Source organism: Agromyces tropicus (assembly GCF_039531345.1).
Classification (GTDB): Bacteria; Actinomycetota; Actinomycetes; order Actinomycetales; family Microbacteriaceae; genus Agromyces; species Agromyces tropicus.
Map to the genome: position 1 here is coordinate 509,095 of NZ_BAAAPW010000002.1, position 14,182 is coordinate 523,276.

Here is a 14,182-nt window from a genome sequence, read left to right on the forward strand (position 1 = left end):
GGGGGTGATCGCGTGGATCCGGAGACGTTCCGCGTCCTCGTGGTCTGCACCGGCAACCTCAACCGGTCCGCGCTCGGCGCGGCGCTGCTGCGCACCTGGGCCGACTGGTACCTCCCCGGGGAACTCGCGGGGCGGGTCGTCGTCTCGAGCGCCGGGCTCGCGGCCCCGGCCGGGCGTCCCATGCGACGGCGGACGCAGGCGATCGCCGAGCGGCTCGGCGCCGACGGGCACGGCCATCGCGCGCGTCAGGTCGACGAGGCGCAGGTCCGTTCGGCAGACCTCGTGCTCGCGGCGGATGTCGCGCATCGCGACGGCGTGCTCGGCCTCGTGCCCTCGATGCTCCGGTCGAGTTACACGATCCGCGAGGCCGGGGCGATCGCGACCGCACTGGGCGTCGCCGCCGTGCCGCAGTCCGTCGCCGAACTCCGGGCCCGTATCGCGCTGCTCTCCGACCGTCGGTCGCTCGGAACGGCCGGGGACGGCGACATCACCGACCCGCAGGGCAAGGACGACGAGGCGTTCCGCGCGATGGCGCGCGAGGAGGTGCCGCCGCTCGCGGCGCTCGCAGCGCTGCTGTTCGGGATGCCCCGAGGCGAGGTCGAGGCGGTCGGCGCGATCGTCGCGGACCCGGACGCGTTCCCGTTCGAGGGCCTCGGCCCGTCGTCGGAGCGCGGGTCCGGAGGATCCGCCGAGCGCCCGCGGCGGCGCTGGTTCGGACGGCGGGACTCGTGAGCGCGATCCGAGGCGCGCACTCGCGCGGGGCCGCACCGGGCGATCGTCGGCCGCGCGTGCTGCACCTGGACCACACCTCGGCGGCCGGCGGGGCCGAGCTCGCGCTCGTGCGCATGCTCCAGGCGGGGCCGGAGTGGTCGGCCGTGCTGCAGACGCCGCCGCTCGGGCCGGGCCCGACCGTCTGGGACGCCGTGCCCGATCGCGTGCCGCGTCGTGCCGCCGGCATCCCGCAGCCCGCCGGTGCCAGCTCGGGCGGGCGCCTCGCGTCGCTCGCGTTCGGCGCCCGGCTGGTCGTGCAGGCGCTCGCGGTGCGCACCTCGGCGGCGTTCCGCGGAGCGGACCTCGTCGACGCCAACACGGCGCGCGCGGCCGCCTACGCCGCCCTCGCCGCGCGCGCGTCGCGCATCGCCCTCGTCGTGCACCTCCGCGACCTCGTCGACCCCGAGGCGCTCGGCGGGGCCGGCCACGCGATCATGACGCGCCTCGTGCTGCCACGGGCCGACGGCGTCATCGCGAACTCCCGCGCGACGCTCGAGTTGGCGCGGCCGTACCTGCGCGACGACGCGGTCGCCGAGGTCGTGCCGAGCGCGTCGGGCCTCGTCGTCGGAGCGGCCCTGCCGCTCGACCCGGACGCGCCGCTCCGCACGGTCGGGATGCTCGCCCGCATCGACCCGTGGAAGGGCCAGGCGCAGCTCCTCGAGGCGTTCGCGCGGGCGTTCCGCGGCCGCGACATCCGCCTGCAGTTCGCCGGCGGTGCGCCGTTCGGCCACGAGGGCGAGCTCGCCGCGCTTCGGGCGCGGGCGACCGAGCTCGGCGTCGGGCCGCAGGTCGACGTGCTCGGGCACGTGGACGACGTCGACCGGCTGCTCGACGAATGGGAGGTCGCGGTGCAGGCATCCGTGCGGCCGGAACCGCTCGGGCAGAACGTGCTGCAGTACCTGGCCGCGGGTCGCGCGGTCGTGGCGGCCGACGAGGGCGGGCCCGCCGAGTGGATCGACGACGGCGTGAACGGGCTGCTGGTGCCGCCGCGGGACGTCGACGCCCTCGCCGCCGCGCTGACCCGGCTCGACCAGGACCCCGCGCTCCGCGCCCGGCTCGCGGCGGCGGCGGCGGAGACGCCCGGGCTCCTCGACGACGCCGACGTGACCCGGGCGCACCTGGAGGTCTACCGTCGCGTGCTCGCGGCGCGGGGCGCGACGGACTGAACCGCGGTCTGCGGCGCGGTTTCCGACACCGCCCAGGTGCCCCCGGAGCCCCCGAGCCGCCGGAGCGCGTCGAGCCCGTCGAGCCCGCGCGTCGCGAACGCGGTCACGGCGTCGAGCGTCGCATCCGCGCCGAGCACGCGGTTGTGCCCGGCCCCCTCGGTGAGGACGAGCCGCGAGCGGTCGCCGTGGGCCTCGTGCAGCCGGATGCCCTCGCCGACCGCCACCTCGCGGTCGCCGCGGTCGTGCACGACGAGGAGGGGGACGGATGCCGGCAGTGGCGCGGCCACGCCGTCGAAGCGCGTCCACGGGTCGGCGAGGTCGGGGACGATCCGCCGGGCGAAGCGCTCCGCGAGCGCATCCGCCGTGGCCTCGCGGATGCCGATCCGCCCCGAGAACGCGTCGACGAGGTACCGCGCACCGGCCGGTCCGGCGATCGCGACGACGGCCCCGGTCGAGAGCCCCTCGTGCACGGCACCGCGCGCGGCCATCGCGCCGAACGAGTGGCCGATGACGGCGTGGAACCGGCCTTCACGCGCCTGCACCGCCTCGATCGCCGCCGTCCAGTCGCGGATGTCGCTACGACGGCCGGCCGACGCACCGTTGGCCGGCGCGTCGAAGGCGACGAGCCGGAAGCCCTCGGAGCGGAGTTCGCGCACGATCGGCGCGAACTGCGAGGCGCGGCCGCGCCATCCGTGCACGAGCAGGACGGTGTCGCCCCCTGACCCCCACTCGTAGGTGACGATCTCGCGACCGCGTGCCCGGATGGTGCCGCGCCGGGCCGACTCGTGGACGGCGCGGTCGGCGGGGCGCACGGGCAGGCGGCTGCCGACGCGCATGAAGAGCGGGAGGGCCGCGGCGGCCGCGGCACGCGGCGAGCCGAGCTCGGCGGCTCGGATCGCGGCGACCCGGGTCAGGAGTGCGGCGGTGGTGGCGGTCTCGGCGACGGTGGTCACGGCGGGCTCCGATCAATGAATACGAACGGTCGTACGTTGAGTATACGAACGTTCGTGCGTAAAATCGAGAGGGTGAGCAGCATCGGCACGGATTCGCGGGTCCGACCCGACGGGCGGAGGGCCCGCGGCGACGCGTCGCGTCGCGCCGTCCTCACGGCGGCCGTCGACCTCGCGTCGGTCGAGGGCCTGGACCAGCTCTCGATCGGGCGGATCGCCGACGCGGCCGCGGTCAGCAAGAGCGGCGTCGCGACCCTGTTCGGGAGCAAGGAGCGACTCCAGCTCGCCACCGTGGAAGCCGCGCGCGAGCGCTTCGTCGAGACCGTCATCACTCCCGCCCGCGAGCTGCCCAGGGGGCTCGGGCGCGTGCTCGCGCTCGTCGACGGCTGGATCGCCTACTCGCGCGACCGCGTGTTCCCGGGCGGCTGCTTCTTCGCCGAGGCCGCGGCCGACTTCGACGCCAAGCCCGGCGAGGTCCGCGACGCCATCGAGCACGCGCTCGACCAGTGGAACGGCTACCTCGCGGTGTCGCTCGGCTACGCCCGCGATCGCGGCGAGCTGGCCGACCTGGACGATCCCGAGCAGCTCGCCTTCGAGTTCTCGGCGCTGCTCGACCTGGCCAACCGCAACTCGGTCATGCGCGACACCAGCGCCCCCTACGCGCGCGCCCGCGCCGGCATCGCCGCGCGCCTCCGCGCCGCCGGCGCAGCGTCCGACGTGCTCGCCCCGTTCGCCGCCGTCTCCGACGCCTGACGCTGCCCGCGCCGCCGCGCCGTGCCCTCTGCCGGCCGCTCCTGGTCCAGCTGCTCTTGGTCCGGCCGCTGTGCCGCTGTGCCATGAATGCACGGCGCGCCGAGGGACCGCTCGGCGTTCGGCTGCGCGGCATCTCTGCGGTTACCTGCGATGAAGTCCGCCGGCCAGACCTGGTGGAAAGGTATCCGCCGGATACCTTTCCACCAGCATCTGCGGAGGGATGGCGTCTCGCCGATACTCCTCGCCGTCGTCATCGCACCGACGGGTCCCTGCATCGCCCGGGATACGCACTCGTCGGGTGAGTGCGCACCGGGCCGGCGCCGACGAGGGCATCGCGGCCCTCGGGACGTCCCCGCCGCCCGGTCGACCGCGCCGGATCGACCGGCCCTGTCCGACCGGCCCAGTTCGACCAGCCCGGGTCGATCAGCCGGCGACGAGGGCGCCCGAGCGCGACAGGTCGACCTGCTCGTCGCGCGGCACGACCTTCACGCGCTCGCGCGCGACCGGCCCCTCGAACGCCTCGCCGAGCGCGCGCTCGTGCGCATCGAGGGCGAGCCATCCGTTCCAGGTCGTGAAGCGGATGCCGCGGGCCTCGAGCAGCTCGAGCACCTCGTCGCCACCGTCCGCCTCGACGACCGGCGCGACGCCGGGCGCGGCGAGCACGCCCGCCTGCGCGTCGGCCACGAGGTTCGTGATGGTCTCGAGCGCGTCGCCCTTGGTGTGGCCGATGAGCCCGACGGGGCCGCGCTTGATCCAGCCCGTGGCGTAGACGCCGGCGACGGGGGCGCCGGAGGCATCCGTCACCCGCCCGCCGTCGTTGGGGATCACGCGCGACCGCTCGTCGAACGGCACGCCCGGAACAGGCGAGCTCGCGTACCCGACCGCGCGGTACACGGCCTGCACGGGCACGTCGACGAACTCGCCCGTGCCCGCGACCGAGCCGTCGCCGACCGGGCGGGTGCGCTCGAAGCACACGCCCTCGACGGCGTCGGTGCCGAGCACCTCGACGGGCGCGTGGAAGAAGTGCAGGTGCAGGCGTCGCGACGCCGTGTACGGCCGGTCGTCGGCGCGCCGCCATCCGTTGAGGGTGCGGGTCATGACCTTGACCTGGTTGTTCGTGGCGAGCAGGTGCGCGGCGTGCGCGTCGCCCTCGGCGCGGGCGAAGTCGTCGTCGTAGACCACGAGGTCGACGTCGGGCACCTCGCCGAGCTCGCGCAACTCGATCGGCGTGAACTTCACCTGCGACGGGCCGCGCCGGCCGAAGACGTGGACATCGGTCACGGGCGAGGCCAGGAGTCCCGCGTGCACGTTCGCCGGGATGTCGGTCGAGAGCAGGTCGGCCGGGTGCTTCGCGAGCACGCGGGCGACGTCGAGCGCCACGTTGCCGTTGCCGATGACGGCGATCGACTCGGCCTCGAGCGGCCAGTCGCGCGGCACGTCGGGGTGCCCGTCGTACCAGGCGACGAGGTCGGCCGCGCCGTACGACCCGGGCAGGTCGATGCCGGGGATGTCGAGCGGGGCGTCCTTCAGCGCGCCGGTCGCGAAGATCACCGCGTCGTAGCGCTCGCGCAGCTCGTCGACCGTGACGTCGCGGCCCACCTCGACGTTGCCGATGAGGCGGATCGTGCCCTCGTCGAGCATCTCGTGCAGCGAGTTGACGATGCCCTTGATGCGCGGGTGGTCGGGCGCGACGCCGTAGCGGATCAGGCCGTACGGCGCGGGCAGCGACTCGAACAGGTCGATCGCGACCTCGCCGCCGGCCTCGTCGACCTGGCGGCGCAGGATGTTGCCCGCGTAGATGCCGGCGGGGCCGGCGCCGACGATCGCGACACGGAGGGAGAGGGTCATGGTGACGTGGGCCTTTCGGGGTGCGGGCAGGGTCAGGACGCGGCCGGTCGGGCCGTGGTCGTCGTCGACGGGTGGGTGCCACCGGCGAGGGCGGATGCCGCGAGCTCGGCGGGCGCGTACGGGCTGAGCCGCACGACGTCGCCGACCACGACGACGGCCGGTGAACGGACGCCGCGGGCCGCCGCCTGGTGGGCGATCGTCTCGAGCGTGCCGATGGTGACCCGCTGGCGCGGGCCGTATCCATCCTCCACGATCGCGACGGGGCAGTCGGCACCGCGCTCGCCGCGGGCGAGCGTGATCGCGGAGTTCGCGAGCGTGCCGACGCCCATGAGCAGCACGACGGTGTGGTCGCGCGCGCCGCCGAGCGCGCGGATCTGGTCGTGGCCGGTGACGACCGTGAACGTCGTCGCGAGCCCGCGGTGGGTGAGCGGGATGCCGGCGATCGCGGGCACCGAGACCGCGCTCGTGATGCCCGGCACGACCTCGACGTCGACGCCGCGCTCGCGGCAGTACGCGAGCTCCTCGCCGCCGCGGCCGAAGACGTACGGGTCGCCGCCCTTCAGCCGCACCACCCGCTTGCCGCCCTGCGCGAGCGAGACGAGCAGCTCGTTGATCGCGTCCTGCGGCACGGCGTGGTGGCCGGGCAGCTTGCCGACGTCGACGACCTCGGCGGCGAGGTCCACGCCCTCGGCCGCGAGTCCGTCGAGCACCGAGCGCGCGCCCAGCCGGTCGGCCACGATCACGTCGGCGGACTCGAGGGCGCGGAGGCCCCGCAGGGTGATGAGGCCGGGGTCGCCCGGGCCGGCGCCGACGAGGGCGACGTGGCCGCGGGGGGCCGCGGCATCCGCTCGACGCTCGTGCCGGGCTCGGTTCTGGTGGTCGGTCATCGGGGTCCTCCGGTCAGTCCGCGGCGGCGCAGCATGCCGCGCTCGAGGGGGGCGAAGGCGAGCAGCTCGATGACCACGCCGAGGGCGAGGATCACGAGGATCGTGCCGAGCACGCTCGCGAGGTCGGCGAGGTCGCGGCCCTGCTGCAGGAGCGAGCCGAGGCCGAAGCCGATGGAGCCGCCGAACGCGATGATCTCGGCGGCCATGAGGGAGCGCCACGAGAAGGCCCATCCCTGGCGGAGCCCGGCGAGGTAGCCGGGCAGGGCGGCGGGCAGCACGACGGATGCCGCGAGCTGGAGCCGGGACGCGCCGAGCACCGTGCCCACGCGGCGCAGCTGCGGCGGCACCTGCGCGACGCCCGCCACGAGGCCGTTCACGATCGACGGGATCGCGCCCATGAGCACGACGAAGTAGACCGTGGCATCCGAGAGCCCGAACCACAGGATGGCGGCGGGCACCCACGCGACGGACGGCAGCACCTGCAGGCCCGAGACGAGCGGGCCGAGCGCGCGCCGCAGCGGCGCCCACTCGGCGAGCAGCAGGCCGAGCGGCGTGCCGACGGCGACCGCGATCAGGAAGCCGAGGATGCCGCGCTCGAGGCTCGTCGCGACGGCGAGCTGGAGCCGGCCGTCCTGCCAGGCCCCGCCGAGCGCCGCGGCCACGTCGAGCGGACCGGGCGCGAGGTCGGGGCGCGGCTCGGCGATCACGGTGTACGCCTGCCACGCGGCGACGAGCACGACGACGAGCAGCACGGGCGGGAGCACGCCGTCGATCGCGCGCCGCCACCACGGCGTGCGCAGCGCGACATCCGTCTGCAACCGGTCGAGCCCCGCCTCAAGCGTGCGCAGGTCGTCGCCGCTCCCGCCCGCGCCCGAACGTGCCCGAGTGTCCACGGAACGCGGCTCGAACCGGCCATCGGCAGCATCCATCGGACGCTCGGTGGAGGTCGAGGTCGAGTTGGAGGCGGAGTTGGAGTTGGAGGCAGCGGCGGTGCGCGTGCTGAGGGTGTCATGCGGCATTGCGGCGGATCTCCCTTCGCAGGTGCTCGGTGATCTCCACCGAGAGCGCGGAGACGGCGGGGGACTCGATGCGCCGCGGTCCGTCGTCGGCGATGCGCCACTCGTCGACGATCCGGCCCGGGCGGCTCGACATGAGCAGCACGCGCTGCCCGAGCCGGGCGGCCTCGCGCACGTTGTGCGTGACGAAGACGATCGTGCGGCCGGTCTCGCGCCAGACGCGCTCGAGCTCCTCGTGCAGCAGGTCGCGCGTGATCGCGTCGAGCGCCGCGAACGGCTCGTCCATGAGCAGCACCGAGCGGTCCTGTGCGAGGGCGCGCGCGAGCGCGACGCGCTGCCGCATGCCGCCCGAGAGCTCGTGCGGGCGCTTCTCCGCGGCATCCGCGAGGTGCACGAGGTCGAGCAGCTCGAGGGCGCGGGAGCGTCGCGCGGTGCGCGGCACGCCGCCGAACCGCAGGGCGAGTTCGACGTTGCGGCGCGCGCTCAGCCACGGCAGCAGCGACGCCTCCTGGAACATCACCGCGGCACGCCCGTCGACGTCGACCGTGCCGACGGTCGGCCGCTCGAGCCCGGCGATCAGGGAGAGCAGCGTCGACTTGCCGCAGCCCGAGGCGCCGAGCAGGCACGCGAACTCGCCCGGCGCGACCTCGAGGTCGATGCCGTCGAGCACCACCGGGCCGTCGGCGGCGTAGCGCTTGCCGACCCCGGCCAGGCGGATGGCGGGTGCCGTCGTCATCGCGGACCACCTCCCAGTCCGGCGTCGTCGATCGGACCGAGGCCGCCCTGGGCGCGGACGTCGCCCAGGGGGTCGAGGTCGAGAAGGCCGTCGAGGTCGCCGGCCGTCGTGGTGCCGACGGCGGCGGCGTGACGCTGGAGCACCGGGAGCGCCGCGGCGAACGGGTCGACCGTCGGCTCGACGTGGGCGAGCGCCCGTGCGAGCACCGCCTCGGGCAGCGGGGCGCCGGCGTCGGCCGCGAGCCGGGCGTTCACGACGTCGGCCACCTCCTCCGGGTGCGCGGCGATCCAGTCCACCGAGGCCGCGTTCCCCGCGACGAGCGCGCGGACCGTATCGGGATGCGCAGCGAGGAAGTCGGCGCCCACGACGAGCACCGTCGTCGGGAACGCGCCGTCCGGCCAGAGGTCGGCCTCGTCGACGAGCACGTGCGCCCCCGCCTCGAGCACGAGCCGCGACGCCCAGGGCTCGGGCAGCCAGGCGCCGTCGATCGTGCCGGCGGTGAAGAGCTGCAGGGTGCGGGCGTTGTCGGTCGGCACGACGTCGACGTCGCCGCCGCCGGTGGGCGACGTGTCGAGTCCGTGGTCGGCGAGCCAGGTGCGCAGCGCCACGTCCTGCGTGTTGCCGAGCTGCGGCGTCGCGAGCGTCGCGCCGTCGAGGTCGGAGGGAGCATCGAGGCCGTCGCGCACGACGAGCGCCGCGCCGCCGCCCACGGCGCCCGCGACGATCCGGAGCGACGTGCCTCCCGACTGCACGAAGCCGTTGATCGCGGGATTCGGGCCGAGGTAGGCCGCGTGCGCAGGGCCTCGACCGCGGCGGGCCCGGCGGCGAACGGCTGCGGCTCGAGCGCGGTGTCGCCGAGCGCGGCGGCGAGCAGCCCGGTCTCGAGCCCGACGAGCGCGGGCAGGTGGGTCACGTTCGGCGAGTACCCGAGGCGGAGCGCGCCCGCCGGCGCCTCCGTCGTCGCGCTCGCGACGGGATCCACGGCGGCCGCACGCCCGACCGATCCGATGAGCACGGGCACGATGACGATCGCGGCCGCGACCGCGACGCCGGCGAGCAGCTCGCCGACCTGTCCACCGAGCCCGCGCGCGGTCACGCCGGAGCCTCGACCACGATGCCCGCGGCCAGCGTCGCGCCGTCCTGCGGGTGGATGACGAGGAACGCGCCCGCACGCCGGTGCTCGGCGTACGGCGCCGCCACCAGGTCGGCGGAGAGCCGCAGCGACACGAGCCCGATGTCGTTGGTCGCGAGCCGGTCCGCCGGCACGGTGTCGACCGTGTCGAGGTCGAGGCGCCCGCGGATGTCGGCGACGAGGGCCTGCACGGTCGTCGTGCCGTGCTTCACGAGCACGCGAGCGCCCGGCGCCAGCGGGCGCGCATCGAGCTGGAACACGGCGGCCTCGAGCTGCCGGCGCGGGGCGGGCAGCGACCCGGCGGCCGCGATCACGGCGCCGCGTGCGGCGTCCACGGGGTCGGCGAGGCGGAGCGACACCGACAGCGGCGCGGAGGCCTCCTCGACGGCGACGGGGCCGCGGTCGATGCCGACGACCGTCGTCGTCACACCGGCGGGGAACACCTCGACGGCGTCGCCGACGCGCACCGTGCCGGACTCGATCCGGCCCGCGAAGGCGCGGTAGTCGCGGAACACGTCGTCGGCGCCGGAGGCCGCGAGCTCGGGGGAGAGCGCGCCCTGCGGGCGCACCACGAGCTGGACCGGCAGGCGCAGCGCCTCGAGGTCGGTCTCGAGCTCGTCGATCGTGGACAGGCCCTCGAGCAGCTCGAGCAGCGCGGGTCCGTCGTACCAGGGCGTGTTCGCGGAGCGCTCGACCACGTTGTCGCCCGCGAGCGCCGAGACCGGCACGACGTGGACGTCCGGCAGGCCGAGGTCGCGCGCGAGCCCGGCGACCTCGTCGGCGACCGCCGCGAACGCGTCGCGGTCGTAGCCCGTGAGGTCGATCTTGTTCACCGCGACGATCACGTGCGGCACGCGCAGCAGCTGCACGACCGCGAGGTGCCGCCGGGTCTGCTCCAGCACGCCGTTGCGCACGTCGACGAGCACGACGACGGCGTCGGCGGTGGCCGAGCCGGTGACCATGTTGCGCGTGTACTGCACGTGGCCGGGGCAGTCGGCGAGGATGAACGACCGGCGCCCGGTCGAGAAGTACCGGTACGCGACGTCGATCGTGATGCCCTGCTCGCGCTCGGCCCGCAGGCCGTCGGTGAGCAGCGCGAAGTCGATCGCACCGGGCTCGCCCCCGAAGCCGCGCTCCGCGCTCGTGCGCGCGACGGACTCGAGCTGGTCGGCGAGGATCGCCTTCGAGTCGTGCAGCAGGCGGCCCACGAGCGTGGACTTGCCGTCGTCGACCGATCCGGCGGTCGCGAAGCGGAAGAGGGTGCCGGCGGGCGCGGTCGCGCCATCCGTCGCCGGGGTGCCGGTCGCAGCGGGCGTCGTCGTGCTCATCAGAAGTACCCGTCCTTCTTGCGGTCCTCCATGGCCGCCTCGGAGAGGCGGTCGTCGGCGCGGGTCGCGCCGCGTTCGGTGAGGGTGGATGCCGCGACCTCGCGCACGATGTCGGACACCGTCGACGCGGTCGAGACGACCGCGCCCGTGCAGCTCAGGTCGCCCACGGTGCGGTACCGGACGGTGCGGCGCTCGACCGTCTCGCCCTCGCGCGGCGGCGACACGTCGCTCACGGCGAGCCACATGCCGTCGCGCGCATACACGTCGCGCTCGTGCGCGAAGTACAGCGGCGGCAGCGCGATGCCCTCGCGCTCGAGGTAGCGCCACACGTCGAGCTCGGTCCAGTTCGAGATCGGGAACGCGCGCACGTGCTGGCCGACCGTGTGGCGCCCGTTGTACAGGCTCCAGAGCTCGGGGCGCTGGTTGCGGGGGTCCCACTGGCCGAACTCGTCGCGCAGCGAGATGATGCGCTCCTTCGCCCGCGCCTTGTCCTCGTCGCGGCGCGCCCCGCCGAACACGGCGTCGTGGCGGCCCGCGGCGATGGCGTCGAGCAACGGCTGCGTCTGCAGCGGGTTCCGGGTGCCGTCGGCGCGCTCCTGCAGGCGACCGTCGTCGAGGTAGTCCTGCACCGAGGCGACCTCGAGGCGGATGCCGAGCCGCGCGACGGTCTCGTCGCGGAACCGCAGCACCTCGGGGAAGTTGTGGCCGGTGTCGACGTGCAGCACCGGGAAGGGCACCTTCGCCGGCCAGAACGCCTTGGCGGCCAGGTGCAGCACGACGACCGAGTCCTTGCCGCCCGAGAAGAGCAGCACGGGTCGCTCGAACTCCGCCACGACCTCGCGGATCACGTGGATCGCCTCGGCCTCGAGCGCGTCGAGCGTGTCGAGGACCGACGCGGTCGGCGCCGGGGCCTGGGCCTGGATCTCGGTCATAGGTGCAACCCGCATTCCGTCTTGGCGAGGCCGGCCCAGCGGCCGGACCTCGGGTCCTCGCCCGCGGCGACGGGCGTCGTGCACGGCTCGCAGCCGATCGAGGGATAGCCGTGCGACATGAGGAGGTTCACGGGCACGGCGTTGGCGCTCGCGTACTCGACGAGGTCGTCGAAGGTCCATGCCGCGACGGGATTGACCTTCACGAGCCCGTTCCGCTCGTCGTACGTGACGAGCGGGGTCAGCGTGCGCGTCGGCGCCTCGTCGCGGCGCACGCCGGTGAACCACACCTCGTACCCGCCGAGCGAGCGCTGCAGCGGCTCGACCTTGCGGCGCGCGCAGCAGAGGCCCGGGTCGCGGGCGAAGAGCTCGGCGCCGAACTCGGCGTCCTGCTCGGCGACGGTCTGCTCGGGGAGCACGTCGACGATCCGCACGTCGAGCTGCCGGGCGACCTCGTCGCGCGTGACGTACGTCTCGGCGAAGTGGTAGCCGGTGTCGAGGAAGAGCACGTCGACGCCCGGCAGCTGCGCGGCGACGAGGTGCGGCAGTGCGGCATCCGCCATCGAGCAGGCGACGGCCGCGGCATCCGCGTCGAAGTTCGCCGCCACCCAGGCGACGACCTCGGCAGGGGACGCCTCGTGGTCGGTGAGGCTGCCGAGCGCGGCGTTCCCCGCCTCGGCGAGGGCGCGCAGCTCGTCGGGCGACCGGCGTGCGACGCGGTCGTCGGGCGAACCGCCGACGGATGCCGGGCCGGCACCCGGCGCCGCGATCCCGATGTTCCGCGCGCTCATCGCAGGGCCTGCTCGTCGGCGCGGTGCGCCCACTGGGCGAACGTCTCGTCGGCGTCCGCGTCGCGCTCGCCGAGGAACCGCGTCACGACGCGCTCGACGTAGTCGGCGATGCCGTCCGCCGTGACCTTGAGGCCGCGTACCGTACGGCCGAGGCCGGCCTCGTCGCGGTCCTGCGAGGCGAGGCCGCCGCCGAGGTGCACCTGGTAGCCGGGCACCTGCTCGCCGTCGATCGTGACGAGCTGGCCCTTGAGTCCGATGTCGGCGGTCTGGATGCGCGCGCACGAGTTGGGGCATCCGTTGACGTGCAGGCTGATCGGGTGCGGCAGGTCGAACGCGTCGAGCCGCTCCTCGAGCTCGAGCACCGCCGCGGTCGCGAAGGCCTTGGTCTCGACGATCGCGAGCTTGCAGAACTCGATGCCCGTGCACGCGATGGTGCCGCGGCGGATGAGGCTCGGCCGCGCCTGGAGCCCGAGCTCGTCGAGGCCCGCGATGAGTGATTCGACCCGCTCCTCGGGGACGTCGAGGATGACGACCTTCTGGTGCGGCGTCGTGCGCAGCCGGGTCGAGCCGTGCGCCTCGACGAGGTCGGCGAGCCTCGTCAGGGTCGGTCCGGAGACGCGGCCGACGATCGGCGTCGCACCGACGTAGAACCGGCCGTCCTTCTGGCGGTGCACGCCGACGTGGTCGCCGGTCGTGGCCGGCGTCGGCGCGGCCGGGCCGTCGGGGAGCGCATGCCCGAGGTACTCGGTCTCGAGCACCTCGCGGAACCGCTCCACGCCCCAGTCGGCCAGGAGGAACTTCAGGCGCGCCTTGTTGCGCAGTCGCCGGTAGCCGTAGTCGCGGAAGATCTGCGCGACGCCGTGCCATGCGTCGGCCACCCGGTCGGGCGAGACGAACACGCCGAGCCGCTCCGCGAGCCGCGGCGCCGTCGAGAGGCCGCCGCCGACCCAGAGGTCGTAGCCGACGCCCAGCGACGGGTGCTCGACGGCCACGAACGCGACGTCGTTGATCTCGTGCACGACGTCCTGGCTCGGGTGGCCCGTGATCGCCGACTTGAACTTGCGGGGCAGGTTCGCGAGCGACTCGTCGCCGATGAACCGCGACGTGATCTCGTCGATCTGCGGCGTCGGGTCGATGAGCTCGTCGGCCGCGATGCCAGCGACCGGCGAGCCGAGGATGACGCGGGGCACGTCGCCGCACGCCTCGGTCGTGCCGAGCCCGACCGACTCGAGCCGCCGCCAGATCTCGGGCACGTCCTCGACGCGGATCCAGTGGAGCTGGATGTTCTGCCTGTCGGTGAGGTCGGCGGTGTCGCGGCCGAACTCGGTCGAGATGCCGCCGATGACGCGCAGCTGCTCGGTCGTGAGCTGACCGCCGTCGATGCGGACGCGCAGCATGAAGTACTCGTCCTCGAGCTCGTGCGGCTCGAGCGTCGCGGTGCGACCGCCGTCGATGCCGGGCTTGCGCTGCGTGTACAGCCCCCACCACCGGAACCGGCCGTGCAGGTCGGTCGGGTCGATCGAGGCGAAACCGCCGTCGGCGTAGATCGTCTCGATGCGCTCGCGCACGGCGAGGCCGCCGTCGACCTGCTTCCACTCCTCGTTCGCATTGAGCGGGGCCGTGCCGTCGACCTTCCACTGCCCGTTGGGACGCGTCGACGGGCGCGGCGTGCGGGCCTCGCGGGCCGGGCGGTCGCCGCGCGCGGCGCGCTCGGTCCGCGGACCGCGGGTCGCGGCATCCGTCGTCTCGATCGTCACGGTTCCCCCTCTCGGGCACCCCGTTCGGGGTACGTGCCGACGAAGCTACGGGGGCGCCGCGGATGCCGGAACCCGACCGCGTCACGTACGGTCACCCCGTGTCACGGGGCGTCGCACG

The 14,182-nt window shown here is 74.8% G+C and carries 13 protein-coding genes; 3 read left to right on the plus strand and 10 right to left on the minus strand.

The features are described 5' to 3' along the window. The first annotated feature begins 12 nt into the window (after positions 1–12). Both ABD230_RS08165 and ABD230_RS08170 read left to right on the plus strand, forming a co-directional pair. Positions 13–732 (plus strand): arsenate reductase/protein-tyrosine-phosphatase family protein, encoded by a 720-nt coding sequence (locus ABD230_RS08165; RefSeq protein WP_344371576.1) that lies wholly within the window; start codon positions 13–15, stop codon positions 730–732. Further along, a complete protein-coding gene (locus ABD230_RS08170) occupies positions 729–1,937 on the plus strand; it encodes a glycosyltransferase (RefSeq protein ID WP_344371579.1) in 1,209 nt (402 codons plus the stop codon). Before ABD230_RS08165 ends, ABD230_RS08170 begins: the two co-directional genes overlap by 4 nt. Here the strand turns inward: ABD230_RS08170 and ABD230_RS08175 are convergent. Further along, a complete protein-coding gene (locus tag ABD230_RS08175) occupies positions 1,898–2,890 on the minus strand; it encodes an alpha/beta fold hydrolase (protein WP_344371581.1) in 993 nt (330 codons plus the stop codon). The genes ABD230_RS08170 and ABD230_RS08175 overlap by 40 nt on opposite strands. A gap of 72 nt (positions 2,891–2,962) precedes the next feature. On the opposite strand from ABD230_RS08175, the gene ABD230_RS08180 reads away from it, so the two are divergent. Then, a complete protein-coding gene (locus tag ABD230_RS08180; protein ID WP_344371583.1) occupies positions 2,963–3,640 on the plus strand; it encodes a TetR/AcrR family transcriptional regulator in 678 nt (225 codons plus the stop codon). Between the two features lie 423 nt (positions 3,641–4,063). On the opposite strand, the gene ABD230_RS08185 is transcribed toward ABD230_RS08180, so the two are convergent. The 9 genes from ABD230_RS08185 to ABD230_RS08225 form a co-directional block, all read right to left on the minus strand. After that, complete coding sequence (locus ABD230_RS08185; RefSeq protein WP_344371585.1) at positions 4,064–5,488, minus strand: FAD-dependent oxidoreductase; 1,425 nt, start codon at positions 5,486–5,488, stop codon at positions 4,064–4,066. A gap of 32 nt (positions 5,489–5,520) precedes the next feature. Continuing rightward, positions 5,521–6,375 (minus strand): uroporphyrinogen-III C-methyltransferase, encoded by an 855-nt coding sequence (cobA, locus tag ABD230_RS08190; RefSeq protein ID WP_344371587.1) that lies wholly within the window; start codon positions 6,373–6,375, stop codon positions 5,521–5,523. Beyond that, positions 6,372–7,304: an ABC transporter permease gene (locus ABD230_RS08195; RefSeq protein ID WP_425546204.1), complete on the minus strand. Its 933-nt coding sequence runs from the start codon at positions 7,302–7,304 to the stop codon at positions 6,372–6,374. Before ABD230_RS08195 ends, cobA begins: the two co-directional genes overlap by 4 nt. A 79-nt stretch (positions 7,305–7,383) precedes the next feature. Further along, entirely contained in the window at positions 7,384–8,127 is a 744-nt protein-coding gene (locus ABD230_RS08200; protein WP_344371592.1) for an ABC transporter ATP-binding protein, read from the minus strand. Then, entirely contained in the window at positions 8,124–8,879 is a 756-nt protein-coding gene (locus ABD230_RS08205) for an ABC transporter substrate-binding protein (protein WP_344371594.1), read from the minus strand. Before ABD230_RS08205 ends, ABD230_RS08200 begins: the two co-directional genes overlap by 4 nt. A 340-nt stretch (positions 8,880–9,219) precedes the next feature. Then, positions 9,220–10,587 carry a sulfate adenylyltransferase subunit 1 gene (locus ABD230_RS08210; RefSeq protein ID WP_344371597.1) on the minus strand — a complete coding sequence of 456 codons (1,368 nt, stop codon included), beginning with the start codon at positions 10,585–10,587 and terminating at the stop codon, positions 9,220–9,222. Beyond that, entirely contained in the window at positions 10,587–11,519 is a 933-nt protein-coding gene (gene cysD / locus ABD230_RS08215) for a sulfate adenylyltransferase subunit CysD (protein WP_344371599.1), read from the minus strand. The genes ABD230_RS08210 and cysD overlap by 1 nt, the downstream gene beginning before the upstream one ends. Next, entirely contained in the window at positions 11,516–12,307 is a 792-nt protein-coding gene (locus tag ABD230_RS08220) for a phosphoadenylyl-sulfate reductase (protein ID WP_344371600.1), read from the minus strand. Before ABD230_RS08220 ends, cysD begins: the two co-directional genes overlap by 4 nt. Beyond that, positions 12,304–14,064 carry a nitrite/sulfite reductase gene (locus ABD230_RS08225; protein WP_425546205.1) on the minus strand — a complete coding sequence of 587 codons (1,761 nt, stop codon included), beginning with the start codon at positions 14,062–14,064 and terminating at the stop codon, positions 12,304–12,306. Before ABD230_RS08225 ends, ABD230_RS08220 begins: the two co-directional genes overlap by 4 nt. Positions 14,065–14,182 lie beyond the last annotated feature (118 nt).